The sequence below is a fragment of the Anaplasma marginale str. Florida genome (genome assembly GCF_000215485.1).
Lineage (GTDB): Bacteria > Pseudomonadota > Alphaproteobacteria > Rickettsiales > Anaplasmataceae > Anaplasma > Anaplasma marginale.
In genome coordinates, this window is record NZ_AFMS01000159.1 from 1 (window position 1) to 16,272 (window position 16,272).

Below are 16,272 nucleotides of genomic sequence, written 5' to 3' on the forward strand. Positions count from 1 at the left end.
CGGGCAAGGAAGCCGACGATACATTGACCGATATGCTAATCTCCGGAGGAGATTTGCTGATCATCAGAAAAACCTTGGGCGAGTTTGGATTTTCAAAGGACAAATCCTTAATGTACTGTCCCCTTACCTTGAGCTTTGGGCGCATACTGGACACTCCTAGACGGCAATACCGCAATTAATTGTTGATTAACACTGGGCAAACTATAATATGGTTAAGTACTTTTGTACATAGCCTTTGTGAAAAATTTGGATGGGTATGGTTGAGCTGGCTATATACGCGTTCGTTGCGGCCTTTATTTTCTTCCGCTTGTATGGTTCCCTAGGCAAGGCATCTAGCGTCAATTTTCAGCCGAGTGCCATCTATCCCGAACAGGCTGGAGGCGAACAAGCAGCCTCTGACGGCTCCATTAACTCCCAGGACATTCCTGTGAGTTCTGTTGTGGCGGACTGCGCATCTGTTGAACAGATTTCAAGCGTGTTCGAGGCTATAAAGGAGCGCAACAAAGGTTTTTCTGTTAAGCACTTCATCGAAGGGTCGGCGGCGGCTTTTGAGGCAATAGTGAAAGCACTCAGTCAGGGGAATGCTGAGTTTTTGTCGTCGCTGCTTAGCAAAGACATGCATGACTCGTTCGTTAGAGAGATCGAGCGTCGCAAGAGCGCCGGGCACACCCATGAGGATGTTGTGGTGTCTATAGTATCGCAGAAAGTAACCAGCGCAGAGCTGAAGGGAAACTCTGCCGCCATAACCGTGCAGTTCGTCACCGAGCAGATAAATGTCGTGCGGGATGCAGGGGGGCAGGTTGTGGATGGCAGCACCTCTAAGGTGAATACTATAGAAGACACCTGGAAATTCGCAAGAGACATCACCACCTCGGGCAGACGGTGGTATCTGACTTCTACTAGCGCATAGGTGGAAGGCCGGGGTTAGCCACAGGGACGGGCCTGCCTTCCGAGACACACTTTTTATGCCACCCGGTAAACATCACCGCTAAGGCAGGCGTACGGTCCAGCGCATCGGGAGAAGCGTCGAGTCGCGCCACCAAGGAGAGCGCAGCCGCTACACACTCAGCCCCCGTTATCTTTACTGCAGCGTTTCATAATTGCGGTCCCAACAGTACCGATTAGGACGCCTATGGGGACAACCAGCATGGCTTTGACCAGCGGCCCGCTACCATACACGGATTGACCGGAGATGACTTTACCGTCCCAGTACGAGTTGATCACCAATGATATCACCGTGTGGAAGAAGTATCCAAAAAACATTATGGCCATATTAGAAACCGCTGTGGCCAGGGCTACCGAGCCGTTACCTGCGTACTCTATGGCCTTAAACACCACTACGATTTGGTACGTAGAGCAGATTCCTACAGTCAAAAGTAGGATGAATGCGCTTATTCCAGTGCTACAATTTCCGGTTAGCATGGCCGCAAACGCAACCATGGTAAACAGACCGCAGCAAATTATTATGTTCCATCCGTCATAAGACTTCTCAAGCAGAGAGCTGACTACCAGCAGCCCTACGCAGCACCCAACGAACACCGCAGCAGGCAAGGTTGTCGAGGCTACATGGCTAACGCCACACACCTCCGATAGAAATGCGGTCGCCCACCCGTCAGCAAAGCCTTCAATCGGGCCTATCATACAACCGCCAAGCAGACTTATAATCATCAACCGCTTGTTGCATATTACACTCCTTACCTGCTCAGACACACTACGACTCTCAGTAGCATCTGGCGCATCAAACAGAAAATATGCGGCAAGCATGGCCAAGATGCATCCACCCACGACAAACACAAGGAGCACCTTGTTCCAGCCAAAACTCTCTATCAGCGACAACATCGGCTTGCCACCATACATTGCACCCAAAAACCCTATCATAATCGCGATAGAAGTCATCCTGGCAAATCTTGTACTAGTAAAGTACATTTTTGAAACTTTAAAAACAGATATGGCCGCGGCAACTGAACCCATGCCAGTGAACACCCTGCCAATTTGCACAAACTCCCAAGAATCAAACAACATGGGCGCCGCACCCAGAAAAGTGAGGACCATGCACACCGGGATTACCTTCTTGGGCCCGTATTTGTCTATTAGTATCCCTAACGGAATGTGTGCCACGGTATACCCTGCGTAATATAGCGCGGAAAACTGCCCAAAGGCGAGCGCTCCCACACCAAAACGCTCCATAATTTCCCCAGAAAGGGTGTTAGGTATAACACGCAATATGTACTGGAGCGCGTAAAACACCGCCACAGAAAACCAAGCAAAGAACCCCCGATCCACCGACCACACAGTAACCCCAGTACCGAACGCAACTAGGGCACATGGTAACAAAAAAACTAACAGAGTACAGCAAATATTCTCACCAAATAGGCAAGTACACCGGGGTCATTTTGCCACTTTAAGTTTATCCTTGGTTATTGCCCGAAATAACGCAACAATCCTGTCGTGCGTTGAATAAACGTCCTCCGCGGCATCTGATTTACAGTCTATCATGTGGCACCTATGTGGGTTATTGGCAACTATTGTCCTGAACCCCTCCCTAACCCTGTCGTAAAATTCCGGGCCGTGGTTTTCGAATCCGTTAAGGCTGGTCCTCGCAAGGGCGAGCTCTATGCTAGCGTCTATAACAAACGTAATATCCGGCACAACATCAGCCACCAGAGAGTTTAGCATGCCAACTAGCGCAAGGTCCACCCCGCATCCATAGCCCTGGTAGGCCACAGTGGAGTCCGTAAACCTGTCACTTATCACTATTTTGCCCGCAAGTAAACCCGGCAACACTACCTTGACAAAGCTCTCCCTGCGCATTGCTATGAAAAGCATGAGCTCTGTTATTCCGTCTAGCTTGTAATCAGTAAGCCCTAACAGAGCCCCTCTGATAAGTTCATTAAGCGAGGTGCCCCCAGGCTCTCGAGTAAGCACCACTCTGTGTTCGCCGTACAAGTCTGACAGGTATTTCGCGAGGAGGACAGCCTGCGTGGTCTTCCCGCATCCATCAATTCCCTCAAAAGTTATAAACATACTACCCGGAATTACTAGCGGCTAGTTTCTCCGATTTTAGGACACCAGAGCAATTCGCGCGTACGGATTCCATTGAGTCAACACCAAATCCGCGCACGGAATTGTCTATTCGCTTTAGCAGCCCAACAAGCACTTGTCCGGGCCCCACTTCTATAAACTCTGAGCACCCACACCCAATAAGGTACTCTATGCTCTCCCTCCACCTAACTCTGCTAACAACCTGCCGCACCATTAGGTTTCTTATCGCATTGCAGTCAGAATGTGTAGAGGCAGATACGTTAAAAACCATCTCTACTTCCGGCGGGTTCATTTCTAGCTGGTCGACAAAATCACCAATCTCATTACAAGCCAGCCGCATCAAAGAAGAGTGAAACGGCCCGCTAACACGCAGCCTTATTACCTTCTTGATGCCGGTACCTTCAATGAGCTTCGGCAGCTGCTGCAGGGCGCTTTCAGTACCGCTGACAACCACTTGACCAGTGCAGTTATCATTTGCAACCTCACATATACCATATTCAGATGCGCGCGCTGCTACGGCTTCAACCTCACTCAAACTACCCCCTATCAGGGCCGCCATGCCCCCACAACACAGTGAAGAAGCTCGGTGCATCGCCTTTCCCCTAACGTCTAACAACCTGGCAACGCTGGGCAACCCAATAACTTTAGAGACGTGCAATGCCGTGTACTCACCCACCGAGTGCCCCAAAACGTACTTCACAGCATCTGTGATAGGACCGCCTAAATTTTCTTCCAGCGCACGAACCAACGCGACTGATACAGTCATCAACGCAAGCTGCGCATTACAGGTCGAAGTGAGAGCCTCCTCAGGCCCCTGGAAAATTATCCGGGAGAGGTGCCTACCCAGTGTTTCATCCACCTCATGAAACACACGACGTGCTGCAGGCGAGCTATCGTAGACCTCTCTGCCCATTCCAACAAACTGTGAGCCTTGGCCGGGAAACATAAATACAACAGACACAGCTTCGGGACTCCCCATGGTACACGGCCAATTATTGCTCACGTGATTGTGGTAGTCAAAGCTATTTTTGCAGACTGTGACGCAGTGATGGCGCTGCCTTGTCCAATTTAGCGTAGCTAACGTATTAGTTTCAGTCGAGCATACGCGCGGTCATGGCTACTGTAACAATCGCCTCAACAGGCACAACGCCGAGCTGTGCCAAGCATTGTTTTATGTGCACTAGTAACACGTTGAACACCTGCAGCTATGCCCATAACTCGCACAATTGACATGCACCCTTTTCCCTGTTACCATCCGCAGTTATGTTCGCCTTTGTTTCAATTTTGTTAGGAGGTCCGTGGTCATGAAGAAGGGTATACATCCTGAGGTTCACCCCATCACGGTTATTTTTACAAATGGTGAGCAGCGTGAAATGCTTTCTACATACGGGAAACCTGACGAAATGGTCAAGGTGCACCTTGAGAGTGACAGGTTTAATCACCCCGCTTGGAACCCAGGGCTTAGGGTGAGCAGCAAAAAGAACAGTAGGGCTGCTAGGTTCCTGAGCAAGTTCGGCGATTTGTGAGCGTGCAGAGCGCTGTTTTGCCTGCTAGGTGTAAGTATCAAACTGTAGGTTACGTGGCGGCCGGCCCTGCGGAGAGGGATCGGGTTGGCTGTCTGCGTAGTTTTTACGGCGTGGTAAACCTGGCTGACGCTCCAGATTCCGCGGTAGACTTGCTCGTAGTCGTTGGGGGTGACGGGTTCATGCTGCACAGTTTGCATAATTATGTAGTGGGTCCCGGTAGGAACGTGCCAGTATATGGAGTGAGGCATGGTAGCGTTGGGTTCTTGCTGAACCACTGCGTGGATGGCAGCCTTCCACACAAGCTCGAAAATGCAGTTGCAACTGAGCTGCCTCTGTTGCGCATGGAAGCGCAGGACGTTTACGGTTGCACGCATAGCGCAATCGCAGTAAATGAAGTTTCGCTGTTTCGCGGCACGCATCAGGCTGCCAAGCTCAGAATTAAAATCAACGGGAAAGTAGCCATGGAGGAGCTGGTGTCTGACGGCGTGATAGTGTCTAGCCCGGCAGGTAGCACAGCTTATAATTTCTCTGCAGGTGGGCCCATATTGCCTTTCACTTCTAACATAGTATGCCTCACTGCAATTAATCCTTTCAGGCCTCGGAGGTGGCGCGGTGCACTGTTGCCGAATGACTCCCTGGTAGAAATCGATGTGCTGTCTCCTGAAACCCGCTGCGTCAGCGCAGTTGCTGACTACACAGAGTTCCGCAATATAAGCGACGTCAAGATAAAGCAAGACAACAACACAAAGATTACACTTATGTTTGATCCAGAACATGGGCTAGAGGAGAGAACCATAGCAGAACAGTTTCTTGCGTAGCGTGCGAGCGACGCTATTGCACGTGCGCGCTAAAAATTTTATAATTGGCGACGAAGTTTGGCTAGGGCGGTTGTGGAAGTTTCCTATTCTTTTGATGACGTTCTGATAATTCCAGCAGATTCCAATGTGCTTCCGGCTGATACAGATGTCACAACTTATGTTACGGATAGCGTGCAGCTCCGCATTCCTATAATGTCAGCCGCGATGGACACGGTGACGGAGTCCAGGCTTGCCATATCTCTGGCACAGCATGGAGGCATGGGGTGCATTCATAAAAATTTATCCATAGAGCGCCAAGTTGCGGAGGTACAGAAAGTCAAAAAACACGAAAGCTGGATAGTCAGTAACCCTGTAACCGTCTCCCCTGACGCTACGTTGAGCACTGCTTTATCCGTCATGAGAAAGCACAGCTACTCCGGAATACCTGTAGTCACCCCCCAGCAGAATAAGCTCGTGGGGATACTGACAAACAGGGATGTTCGCTTTGTTGAGAACAAGAATTGCAAAGTTAGCGACATAATGACAAGTACTAATCTGGTCACCGTGAGTGAGGGTATCAGCCAATCTGAGGCAACTAGGCTTCTACACAAACACAAAATAGAGAGGCTCATAGTAACTGACGAGCACGGTTGCTGCATTGGTCTAATAACCGTAAAAGATATTGAGCGGTTTAATCGGTTCCCGAATTCCTGCAAAGATAAAAAAGCCAGGTTAAGGGTGGCAGCGGCTGTCGGCACAGGAAACAAAGAGGGCATGGAGCGCGCTGAAGCCTTGATACAGGCAGAAGCTGACGTAATAGTGGTAGACACCGCGCATGGCCATTCTGCCAGGGTAATTCAAACAATAAGAGAAATCAAAGCGTTGTACCCTGATGCACAGGTAATAGGCGGAAATGTGGCAACGGCAGCAGGGGCCCTCGCCCTGGTTGAGGCTGGAGTCGATGCAGTCAAAGTTGGCATAGGCCCTGGATCCATATGCACAACGAGGATCGTCACCGGGGTGGGAGTACCGCAATTTTCTGCCATAAAAAACGTCGCGGAAGCGTGCAAGGGCACGGGAGTCAGAGTGATAGCGGACGGAGGCATAAAATATTCTGGAGATATCGCAAAGTCTATTGCGGCAGGAGCAGATGTGGTGATGATAGGCTCCATCTTTGCCGGCACGGATGAAAGCCCGGGAGACACCATGATATACAACGGCCGGGCATATAAGTGCTACAGAGGCATGGGGTCTGTTGTAGCAATGAAAAGCGGCAGCAGCGGCAGGTACTTTCAGGAAGGCGGGGGAAAATTCATACCAGAAGGTGTTGAGGGCCGGGTACCTTTCAAGGGAGCTGCGTCTGAGGTCATATACCAACTGGTAGGAGGGCTCAGATCATCTATGGGGTACACCGGAAACAAGGATATAGAGTCTATGAAAACAAACTGCAAGTTCACCATAATCACCGCCGCCGGGTTGCATGAAAGCCACGTGCATGGCGTGGCAATTACTCGTGAAACTCCAAATTATCACCCGTATTACCAATCCCATAAGGACTAGGCCTCTGATCATCGGCCATCAGTAGCGCTACACTAGCCCTAACGCGTCCTTTTTGTTCCTGCAATATTTGGGAATCAATTAAATCGCGCTATATCTTCCTTCGGTTATCAGACAAAAAGCCGCCCCTTACAGTTACAATGCATCTACAGCAGTCACTATAGAATCTAAAAACTCAGTAACGTGCGCCCAGCAACAAAGGGCCAAGGGCACAAATCGGATGTTTGGCTTGCGAAACAATCACCCAACAGGTGAATCAAAAGGCCTTTTGGCAGCTCAACACACTCAGATTGTACGCACCCACCGCAACCAAAAGCCAGACCGCGCAACAAAAAACAAACGAATAACAGCGCGAGCGCGCTACGAAAGGCGACCAAAGGCTGGCAGCGACCCTCTCTCCCGTGTCTTAAGACAAAGTACCACAGGCGCTGGGAGGCTTAACTTCCGGGTTCGGGATGTTACCGGGTGTTTCACTCCCGCCATAACCACCAGCCAAACGGCCATATAACCAAGCTAGCAGAAAGATCTAGATAAAGCAAGCAGTGTGGTCTTGAACTACACGTACCAACAAACGAATAAACCAATCGGGCTATTAGTACCGGTCAGCTAAATACGTTACCGCACTTACACACCCGGCCTATCAACGTGATAGTCTCTCACGGCCCTAATGGGGAAATCTAATCTTGAGGGGGGTTTCTCGCTTAGATGCTTTCAGCAATTATCCCGTCCATACGTAGCTACCCAGCTATGCTGTTGGCACAACAACTGGTACACCAGAGGTATGTCCAACTCGGTCCTCTCGTACTAGAGTCAGATCCTCTCAAATTTCCAACGCCCACGGAAGATAGAAACCGAACTGTCTCACGACGTTCTAAACCCAACTCACGTATCACTTTAATCGGCGAACAGCCGAACCCTTGGGACCTGCTCCAGCCCCAGGATGTGATGAGTCGACATCGAGGTGCCAAACGGTGCCGTCGATATGAACTCTTGGGCACCATAAGCCTGTTATCCCCGGCGTACCTTTTATCCGTTGAGCGATGACCCTTCCATACGGAATCACCGGATCACTATGACCGACTTTCGTCTCTGCTCGGCCCGTCGGCCTCGCAGTCAGGCAGGCTTTTGCCATTGTACTATAAAAGCTGATTTCCGACCAGCCCTAGCCTACCATCGCACGCCTCCGTTACTCTTTAGGAGGCGACCGCCCCAGTCAAACTACCCACCATACAATGTCCTAGCTCCAGAAAAATGGAGCGTAGTTAGATGCCAAGAACACAAAGGGTGGTATCTCAAGGACGACTCCACCCAGGCTGGCGCCCGGGCTTCAAAGTCTCCCACCTATCCTGCACATTGCATCCCTAACACCAATGTAAAGCTATAGTAAAGGTGCACGGGGTCTCTTCGTCTAACCGCGGGTACCCCGCATCAGCACGGGGAATTCAATTTCGCTGAGTCGATGCTGGAGACAGCGGGGAAATCGTTACGCCATTCGTGCGGGTCGGAACTTACCCGACAAGGAATTTCGCTACCTTAGGACCGTCAGTTTTACGGCCGCCGTTTACTGGGGCTTCAACTCGGAGCTCTCACCCCTCATATTAACCTTCCAGCACCGGGCAGGCGTCAGGCCCTATACTTCCACTTACGTGTTTGCAGAGCCCTGTGTTTTTAGTAAACAGTCGCTACCCCCTGCTCTGTGCCACCCACAGGTGGTTGCCCACCCACAGGTCACCCTTCTCCCTAAGTTACAGGTGCAATTTGCCGAGTTCCTTCAGCATCGTTCTCTCAATCGCCTTAGTATACTCTACCCACCTACCAGTGTCGGTTTGCGGTACGGACTTATTAACTTAAGCGCTATTTCCTGGGACCTCTTTAAAGCACGCACCAATCCAATAAGGCACGCACTGCACAAGATCCGTCACGCTTAAAAGGTTCAGGAATATTAACCTGATTCCCATCGACTACTCCTTTACGGCCTCGCCTTAGGGTCCGACTAACCCTGCGCAGATTGACTTAACACAGGAAACCTTAGGTTTTCGGCGGGAGTGGTTTTCACACTCCTTTACGCTACTCATGTCAGCATTCTCACTTTCGATACCTCCAGCAACCCTCACGGGCCACCTTCACAGGCTTACGAAACGCTCCGCTACCGCACCCGGCAAGCCGGGCACTCGCGTCTTCGGCGTATGGCTTTAGCCCCGTTACATCTTCGGCGCAAGAAGACTTAAATCTAGACAAGTGAGCTGTTACGCTTTCTTTAAAGGATGGCTGCTTCTAAGCCAACCTACTAGCTGTATTGGTCTTCTCACCTCCTTCCACACTTAGCCATAACTTTGGGACCTTAGACGGCGATCTGGGCTCTTTCCCTTTCCACCACGGACTTAGCACCCGCAGTGTGTCTGCTGTAGAACAGTTGACCGGTATTCGGAGTTTGATTGGATTTGGTAAGAGGATGAGTCTCCCTAGTCCATTCAGTGCTCTACCCCCGGCAACTTATAGTACAACGCTCTACCTAAATAGATTTCGCGGAGAACCAGCTATTTCCAAGTTTGATTGGCCTTTCACCCCTAGCCACAGCTCATCCAATACTATTGCAACAGTAACAGGTTCGGTCCTCCAATGTACTTTACTACACCTTCAACCTGGCCATGGCTAGATCACTTGGTTTCGGGTCTAATCCATTGAACTAAAACGCCCTATTCAGACTCGCTTTCGCTACGCCTACACCTAACGGCTTAAGCTTGCTCAACAGATTAACTCGCTGACCCATTATGCAAAAGGTACGCTGTCACCCGTGCAGAAATTACAGCAAGCTGCAAAACCTACACAAGCTCCAACTGATTGTAAGCACCCGATTTCAGGTTCTATTTCACTCCCCTCACCGGGGTTCTTTTCACCTTTCCCTCACGGTACTTGTTCACTATCGGTCGCTAAGGAGTACTTAGGTTTAGAGGATGGTCCCCCTAAATTCAGACAGGGTTCCACGTGCCCCGCCCTACTCAAGGATCTGCAACCTTCTTACCTGTACGGGACTATCACCCCCTACGGTTGCCTTTTCCAAGGCATTCCAGTTTCTAATTACAGACCACAGACCTGTTCCGCGTTCGCTCGTCACTACTAACGGAGTCTCATTTTGATTTCCTTTCCTCCGGCTACTTAGATATTTCAGTTCACCGGGTTCGTCTTGCATACCTATGTATTCAGCATGCAATGGCCAACGAATTGGCCGGGTTTCCCCATTCGGACATCTGCGGATCAAAACTTGTTGACAATTCCCCGCAGCTTATCGCAGCCTACCACGTCCTTCATCACCTCTTAGCGCCAAGGCATCCATCAAGTGCTCTTTCTTGTTTATTCATTCGTAGCGATACGTGCAGTATCAAAACCACACTATCCATACTTTATCAGCTAATCGAATCGAGATCGTCCTCAAAACGAGAACAATCCCTACCATTGATCTTTCTACTAACTTGTCAACCATCGAGCCACAGACCTCAAGGGCCAGCGCTCCATAGAGCTACCATTCTTAACTAAGAACGCAACGAGTGTCAACAAATTACTTAAACTTTCCTCATTTGGTTATAAGTCCACCAGTGTACGTTGTAAGCCCGCTGTCCAGACTCCCCCTCATGGCGCGGCAATACCGGTCTTCACGCGATGACTCAGCGCTTGATAGTGCGCACACAAGTTGGTACACTGCAGCAGTTGTTTACCAATAAGGCGCCAATGGTTGCTGTGCTGGAGGACAGGATCCTCATTCCGTCTAAGGAAGACCATTATATGTATTATAGGGTGCACAACCCCGAAGCCCTAGGGGGAAAAACACCGCTCATATGTGTACATGGCATGGCTGGAAATTCAGCCTGTTTTGACTATTTGGGACGTGCCGTGTCCGATTTCCCAGTGGTGTCAGTAGATGTTGTGGGGCGCGGCAAGAGTTCATGGCTTAGGGACCACTCCCTCTACAACTACAATACATACTGCACGGACATATTACATCTTGCAAAGCACTTGAAAATCAAAAAGTGCAATTACTTGGGCGTCTCGATGGGAGGGATTATTGCCATGTTTTTGACGGCGCACTTCCATGATGTACTGTCAATCGAGAAGCTTATACTAAACGATATAGGCCCGTACACCCCGGCACAGCCATTGCAGGCGCTTGTTAAGCTTATGACACAGCTACCCACATTTGACGGCAAGGAGCAGGCAAAGCAGTATCTCAAGGATGCATTGCGCCACTCCGGCATAGTAGAGGAAGAGCATTGGGACCACCTTGTGCGGCATAGAATTGTGGAAAAGGACGGCGGTTACGTGTTAACCCTAGACCCAGGCATTGGCGCCCAGCTTTCTGCTGAAATCCAGCAGAGCAGCAGTGGCGATTGGGATATCTGGGACGTGTGGGATAAGATGCAGTGCGGCGGGATTTTAGTGCTGAAGGGCGAGCATTCAGCTTATTTAACCTCGGAGACTTTGCGAAAAATGCTGGCATCGAAACGCGATATTAGCCACATAGAATATCCGGGTACAGGGCACCCACCCTCCGTTATGGTGGAGAGCCGGATAAGGGATGTGCAGCAATTTATTAGGGAAGACTGACCAACACTGGGCACTGCACAGTGGTGCCGGCAGCATCATAAATACCTTGAACACCGTTGCTTTACGAGGTAGTAACGAACCCTATTGGAGTGTGTTAGGTAGATTTGTGAATAAGAGCAAGCGTCATTCAGCCATCTCTGACGAGCAGGTGGTCAAGTCCTATCACGACATGCTATTAATGCGCAGATTCGAAGAAAAAGTGGGCCAGCTGTACGGTATGGGCCTCATACGGGGGTTTTGTCATCTGTACATAGGGCAAGAGGCAATAGCGGTAGGTTTGCAAAATGTGCTTAGCAGCGAAGATTCTATAGTTACCAGCTACAGGGAGCATGGTTTCATGCTCACATCTGGAGAAAGCGCAAATACTATACTAGCAGAGCTGATGGGCAAGAGAACCGGGTGCTCCAAGGGTAAGGGTGGTTCTATGCACATGTTTAATGTAGCAAAGAATTTTTTCGGCGGGCATGGAATTGTAGGCGCGCAAGTACCTATAGGAACGGGTATTGCATTCGCTGAACAGTATAAAAAAGGCAGGGGGGTAGTTTTTACATGCCTGGGAGACGGTGCGATGAATCAGGGGCAGGTGTACGAGTCCTTCAACATGGCATCGTTGTGGAAGCTCCCGGTGGTGTATGTGGTGGAGAATAACGAGTATGCCATGGGCACCTCGGTTCCAAGGTCTTCATCCGTTGTTGAGCTGTACAGACGCGGAGAGGGCTGTGGCGTGCCGGGTAGCCAGGTAGACGGCATGGACATTTTTGCTGTAATCGAGGCGGCAAGTAATGCAGCAGAGCTTTGCAGGAATGGCAACGGCCCTGTCTTGCTGGAGATGAAAACTTATCGCTTTAGAGGGCATTCAATGTCAGACCCGGCGAAGTATAGGACAAGGCAAGAAGTTGATGAGGTGCGGGATAGTAGAGACCCATTGTGCCGGTTGAAGGAGTATGTACTGAAGCACAAAATTGCACCTGAAAGCACTCTTGATGGTTTTGAGAAGCAGGTCCGCGAAATAGTTAACGGGGCTGTAGAGTTTGCACAAAGTAGTCCGGAGCCTGAAGCTGGGGAGTTGTATACGGATGTGTACAAGTAGCAACGAGTCGCACTCGCCGCGTCCAGATCGGAGTTGCGCGGCTGGTTGAGGTGGGGTTGTTGTTGGATGTGGGCACGCACTACCGGTGCTGGAAGCAATCACACGCTGGTAATTCAGTAGTGGCTTTACACGGAACTGACCTGTTTTTAATAACGCACGTGGCAATAAAACGCAATTTTTCCTATTGATTGGTTGCAGATTGACACATTAGTGCTAGACTTAGGGCAGGTGTTCGTTTATACCGTAGCTTATGAGAAAGGCTTGCATGGTTTGCGCTGTAGCGCTGTTGTTCAGCTCGGCTGCTTTTGGTAAGCAGGAGCCGCGCTCTATAGCCGCTGATGACCACATCAAGGTTATGAACTTTAACCCTCAGTCCATACACAGGTACACGGGGTTCTACGGGTACCAGTCTAGCATATTGTTTGAGGCTGGTGAGGTTATTGATACGGTCTCCATGGGGGATTCAACTGGGTGGCAGTTGGTACCGAAGGGGAATAGGTTGTTCATCAAACCCGTGGGAGACAACGCAGATACCAACGTCACTATCATAACAAACAGGCGTGTGTATTACTTTGAGCTGCATGCTGAGGAGGCCAGCGGCTTGGATGATCCCAGGTTGGCATACGAGGTCAGATTCGTATACCCGGCCGCAAACAGTGTTGATGCGGCATCATCGTCTGGCTTGGGTGGCGGAGTGTCTTTTCCCACATACCAGAATGACGTGCCTGACTTAAGTGATCCTGAGGTTGCCAAAAAGGGCCTGAACTTTGACTATTCCGTGTCCCATACTGCTGGTTCTGCGAATATCGTCCCTATCAGGGTGTTTGATGACCGCAAGTTCACATACATGCAGTTTTCCAACGTTAACGGAGACCTTCCGTCTATTTTCAATGTTGACGCTGAGGGGTATGAGTCTCTCGTGAACTTTAGGATCGTGGGTGACTATGTGGTGGTGGAGCGCGTCTCTCCGGCTTTTACGCTACGGTATGGTTCTAGTACTGCCTGCGTGTTTAACGAGAAGCTGTACCGCACATCCTCTACATCCAGAAGGGGACGTGGGTAGGTTTCCTATTGGAGGGGGTCATGTCTAACATTGCTGAGGTGGGTGATTCTGATTTTCCCGAGAAGGTCTGCGTCGGGAGCGGCCTGGTGCTCGTGGACTTCTGGGCTCCTTGGTGCGGGCCTTGCGTGGCCCTTTCCCCTCAACTGGAAAAGCTGGCACAAAAGTACGAGGGTAAGCTGAAGATCTACAAGCTTAACATCCAAAACAATCAAGATACTCCCGTTTCATATGGGGTGAGTGCGGTACCTACCTTGGTAATTTTCTCCGACGGGAAAGAGTTATCAAGAGTTGTTGGCGCAAATCTGCAGCAGATCATAGGCGCGATAGACAGCGCTGTTGGAGGTACTACGCAGTAGAAGGGCGTCCTTTTGGGGGGCTGCGTGTTGGCGCTTTTTCTCACTCGGCTGTCGCTCTGGTGGTTTGGCCAGTCTGGCGCGTTCGCAGCTTTGGGACCGCAGCAGGGTTCCATGTTGGTCATTGCATACTTGGTCGTTGCATACGCAGGTTTTACGTAGTACATCTGAGCCGGCATGGCTAGCCGGAATCGCCTATTAGGCACCGCTCAACCCGTACCGCGTATCCGGGAAAGGCATGTGCGGGTACGGTGTGTGTTCAAAGCTCATGCAACCAATTGAGCGCAATCAAATTCGGGGTTGGTGGGCCCCCACCCCAACCTTGCTGACCGAACCAACCATTGGAAACCTAAGTCACTGCTCCCTATGCGGGGACACTTGTGTATTAAAAAACGCGCATCACACCTAGGAATCATGGGCTGCGGGGCCGCCATTACTCAATATCCTCTTCGCCTAAAGATTCGATCTTGAGCGTCACTCCCTTGATAACTTCATAACAGTACTTATGTAACTCCCTGCCCCGATTGTATAATTCGACGCTTCTATCGAGGGATACGTCACCACGCTCAAGTTCTTCTACGATGCGCTCCAACTCCCGTACTGCCTCTTCAAACCTCCCCCCACTATTAATAGACATTTGCTGAATACCTGTTACACTGCTGCAATCTTAGCCTTTTCATCGGTACTTGCAAGTGCCTGGCGGTTCGCGTACACCTGTGGCAAAAATACATAGGCCTGCTAGAAATGTTATGCAATCTGGCGCTTATGGGAGAAACTTCTGGTGCATGGAGTTTGAGCCTTCATGTTCACGGTACAGAGATTCTCTCATGGGATGGGTGGGCTCTAAGGATACAGCACAGCAAGTAAGGCTGCACTTTCCAAATAAGGAAGATGCCATATCCTACGCGAAGGCCCGTGGCATTTTATACGTCGTGCTACAGGACCAAGCTACTAGGAAAAAACCTAAATCTTATTCCGAAAACTTTTTTAAGAATAGGGAGCTGTAGGCCTTTTCATTCGCCCATTGGGACACTAATCTGTTGTTAGGGGGTTCTGACTTATGTTAAAGTACCTGCACGCGTGGTCCTTATTTGACCTGTAGTTTGGGTGTTAGTATGTTCTTTACCCTGATGCTTAAAGTATTACCTGCGTACGTAGCAATCCTGCTCGGGTTCGTTGCTGGTCGGGTAGTTAAGCTCGATTGCGCCACAATAGGGAAACTTCTGTTCTACTGCATTGGGCCCATAGTGGTGTTCTTTGGCATACTGAAGATACACATAACACCAGAACTTGTGTTTCTGCCGGTAATCACGTTCGTCATCTGCTGCACAATGTCGCTTGTAGTATACAGCGCGTCATCACTGGTATTGAGAGATCACATGAGAAATATGCTGGCCTTCAGTTCCGGAAGCTCCAGCATGGGGTTTTTTGGCTTGCCAGTAGCAATAGCCCTGTTTGACGAGAGTGCTGTTTCCATATACCTTCTGTGCTACGTTGGTATGCTGTTCTTCGAAAACAGCTTTGGCTTTTACATCGCAACTAGTGGGTTATACACGCCACGGCAGTGTTTAAAAAAGCTTATCACTTTGCCTATATTCCACGCGGCGGTCGTAGCCTTGGTCTGCAATCATTTCGAAGTACGCGTACCAGAGTTCTTGCTGCGCGTATCCACAGACCTTGCAAGCACATATATGGTCCTCGGTACAATGCTGCTGGGCATATCCGTAGCAAACATAAAGGACTTTGCCATAAACTGGAAGCTCATGGCGCTCACAGTGCTGATCAAATATGTCGCCTGGCCACTTCTTGCACTGCTGTTGATTTTTCTAGACCGCAATGGACCACGTCTGTATGACAGTCAGGTGTATCAGGCACTCATCCTTTTGGCAATTATACCTATATCTAGCACCGGGGTGATATTGGCACACACAACAAGTTATAAGCCAGATGTCGCGGCAATTATGCTGCTGATTAGCACCGTAATAGGGATATTCTACGTTCCCTTCATGATATCACTACTTCTGTACTAGCCGCGCATGGCCCAAAAACACCTGAACCACAGTGCCCATGGGGCCCACACACGATCTTACGATACCATGGATAGAGCATGGAGCATATCCGGCGCCACCATGCCACTAGCCCACATAACCCCTGCTATACTATGGGCCCAAAAAACGCCCGAATCACAGGTGCCATGGGACCCACACATGACCTTACGACAAACGGATAGAGTGTGTGGCTGGGA

The 16,272-nt window shown here is 50.1% G+C and carries 15 protein-coding genes and 2 rRNA genes; 10 read left to right on the plus strand and 7 right to left on the minus strand.

Translation table 11 applies throughout. From position 1 onward, the window contains the following. Positions 1-145, minus strand: a 145-nt coding sequence (locus GAC_RS05540; protein WP_198920535.1) for a protein-export chaperone SecB, incomplete at its 3' end; no start/stop codon positions are given. 111 nt (positions 146-256) lie between these two features. Here GAC_RS05540 and GAC_RS04505 point away from each other — a divergent pair. Next, positions 257-910, plus strand: coding sequence for a Tim44/TimA family putative adaptor protein (locus GAC_RS04505; RefSeq protein WP_010269346.1), 654 nt, complete (start codon positions 257-259; stop codon positions 908-910). A 155-nt stretch (positions 911-1,065) separates the two neighbouring features. Here GAC_RS04505 and GAC_RS04510 read toward each other — a convergent pair whose 3' ends face one another. From GAC_RS04510 to fabD, 3 genes are all read right to left on the minus strand, one after another. After that, on the minus strand, positions 1,066-2,292 hold the full coding sequence (locus tag GAC_RS04510; RefSeq protein WP_010267005.1) for an MFS transporter: 1,227 nt from the start codon (positions 2,290-2,292) through the stop codon (positions 1,066-1,068). A 96-nt stretch (positions 2,293-2,388) separates the two neighbouring features. After that, the gene (gene tmk / locus GAC_RS04515; protein ID WP_010267004.1) at positions 2,389-3,024 is read right to left on the minus strand and encodes a dTMP kinase; all 636 of its coding nucleotides are present in this window, start codon (positions 3,022-3,024) and stop codon (positions 2,389-2,391) included. A gap of 1 nt (position 3,025) precedes the next feature. Next, on the minus strand, positions 3,026-4,003 hold the full coding sequence (gene fabD, locus GAC_RS04520) for an ACP S-malonyltransferase (RefSeq protein ID WP_010262680.1): 978 nt from the start codon (positions 4,001-4,003) through the stop codon (positions 3,026-3,028). Positions 4,004-4,346: 343 nt separating this feature from the next. Here fabD and rpmE point away from each other — a divergent pair, with 343 nt between their 5' ends. From rpmE to guaB, 3 genes are all read left to right on the plus strand, one after another. Continuing rightward, positions 4,347-4,568 (plus strand): 50S ribosomal protein L31, encoded by a 222-nt coding sequence (gene rpmE, locus GAC_RS04525; RefSeq protein ID WP_010262677.1) that lies wholly within the window; start codon positions 4,347-4,349, stop codon positions 4,566-4,568. Continuing rightward, positions 4,565-5,386 (plus strand): NAD kinase, encoded by an 822-nt coding sequence (locus tag GAC_RS04530; protein WP_010262675.1) that lies wholly within the window; start codon positions 4,565-4,567, stop codon positions 5,384-5,386. Before rpmE ends, GAC_RS04530 begins: the two co-directional genes overlap by 4 nt. Before the next feature lie 72 nt (positions 5,387-5,458). After that, positions 5,459-6,925: an IMP dehydrogenase gene (guaB, locus tag GAC_RS04535; RefSeq protein ID WP_010262673.1), complete on the plus strand. Its 1,467-nt coding sequence runs from the start codon at positions 5,459-5,461 to the stop codon at positions 6,923-6,925. Between the two features lie 375 nt (positions 6,926-7,300). Here the strand turns inward: guaB and rrf are convergent. Both rrf and GAC_RS04550 read right to left on the minus strand, forming a co-directional pair. After that, positions 7,301-7,415 (minus strand): 5S ribosomal RNA (rrf, locus tag GAC_RS04545). A 78-nt stretch (positions 7,416-7,493) separates the two neighbouring features. Continuing rightward, positions 7,494-10,279, minus strand: a 23S ribosomal RNA gene (locus GAC_RS04550). A 369-nt stretch (positions 10,280-10,648) separates the two neighbouring features. On the opposite strand from GAC_RS04550, the gene GAC_RS04555 reads away from it, so the two are divergent. The 4 genes from GAC_RS04555 to trxA all read left to right on the plus strand — a co-directional run bounded on the left by GAC_RS04555 (position 10,649) and on the right by trxA (position 14,030). Next, positions 10,649-11,521 (plus strand): alpha/beta fold hydrolase, encoded by an 873-nt coding sequence (locus GAC_RS04555; protein WP_041653952.1) that lies wholly within the window; start codon positions 10,649-10,651, stop codon positions 11,519-11,521. Then, positions 11,493-12,611 carry a pyruvate dehydrogenase (acetyl-transferring) E1 component subunit alpha gene (gene pdhA, locus GAC_RS04560; protein WP_050810876.1) on the plus strand — a complete coding sequence of 373 codons (1,119 nt, stop codon included), beginning with the start codon at positions 11,493-11,495 and terminating at the stop codon, positions 12,609-12,611. Before GAC_RS04555 ends, pdhA begins: the two co-directional genes overlap by 29 nt. Before the next feature lie 250 nt (positions 12,612-12,861). Next, positions 12,862-13,674, plus strand: a complete 813-nt coding sequence (virB9, locus tag GAC_RS04565; protein WP_010266984.1) for a P-type conjugative transfer protein VirB9 — start codon at positions 12,862-12,864, stop codon at positions 13,672-13,674. A 20-nt stretch (positions 13,675-13,694) separates the two neighbouring features. Continuing rightward, positions 13,695-14,030, plus strand: coding sequence for a thioredoxin (trxA, locus tag GAC_RS04570; RefSeq protein WP_010266982.1), 336 nt, complete (start codon positions 13,695-13,697; stop codon positions 14,028-14,030). A 430-nt stretch (positions 14,031-14,460) separates the two neighbouring features. Here the strand turns inward: trxA and xseB are convergent, their stop codons facing one another. Next, the gene (gene xseB / locus GAC_RS04575; RefSeq protein WP_010262628.1) at positions 14,461-14,664 is read right to left on the minus strand and encodes an exodeoxyribonuclease VII small subunit; all 204 of its coding nucleotides are present in this window, start codon (positions 14,662-14,664) and stop codon (positions 14,461-14,463) included. Positions 14,665-14,743: 79 nt separating this feature from the next. On the opposite strand from xseB, the gene GAC_RS04580 reads away from it, so the two are divergent. After that, positions 14,744-15,034, plus strand: a complete 291-nt coding sequence (locus GAC_RS04580) for an ETC complex I subunit (protein ID WP_010262624.1) — start codon at positions 14,744-14,746, stop codon at positions 15,032-15,034. 108 nt (positions 15,035-15,142) lie between these two features. Next, entirely contained in the window at positions 15,143-16,057 is a 915-nt protein-coding gene (locus GAC_RS04585; RefSeq protein ID WP_010266981.1) for an AEC family transporter, read from the plus strand. Positions 16,058-16,272: the final 215 nt, after the last annotated feature.

Coding starts and splice junctions, on each gene's coding strand:
- GAC_RS04505 (WP_010269346.1), top strand. CDS start 257: ATGGTTGAGCTGGCTATATACGCGTTCGTTGCGGCCTTTATTTTCTTC.
- pdhA (WP_050810876.1), top strand. CDS start 11,493: ATGTGCAGCAATTTATTAGGGAAGACTGACCAACACTGGGCACTGCAC.
- tmk (WP_010267004.1), bottom strand. CDS start 3,024: ATGTTTATAACTTTTGAGGGAATTGATGGATGCGGGAAGACCACGCAG.
- GAC_RS04555 (WP_041653952.1), top strand. CDS start 10,649: ATGGTTGCTGTGCTGGAGGACAGGATCCTCATTCCGTCTAAGGAAGAC.
- trxA (WP_010266982.1), top strand. CDS start 13,695: ATGTCTAACATTGCTGAGGTGGGTGATTCTGATTTTCCCGAGAAGGTC.
- GAC_RS04585 (WP_010266981.1), top strand. CDS start 15,143: ATGTTCTTTACCCTGATGCTTAAAGTATTACCTGCGTACGTAGCAATC.
- rpmE (WP_010262677.1), top strand. CDS start 4,347: ATGAAGAAGGGTATACATCCTGAGGTTCACCCCATCACGGTTATTTTT.
- virB9 (WP_010266984.1), top strand. CDS start 12,862: ATGAGAAAGGCTTGCATGGTTTGCGCTGTAGCGCTGTTGTTCAGCTCG.
- xseB (WP_010262628.1), bottom strand. CDS start 14,664: ATGTCTATTAATAGTGGGGGGAGGTTTGAAGAGGCAGTACGGGAGTTG.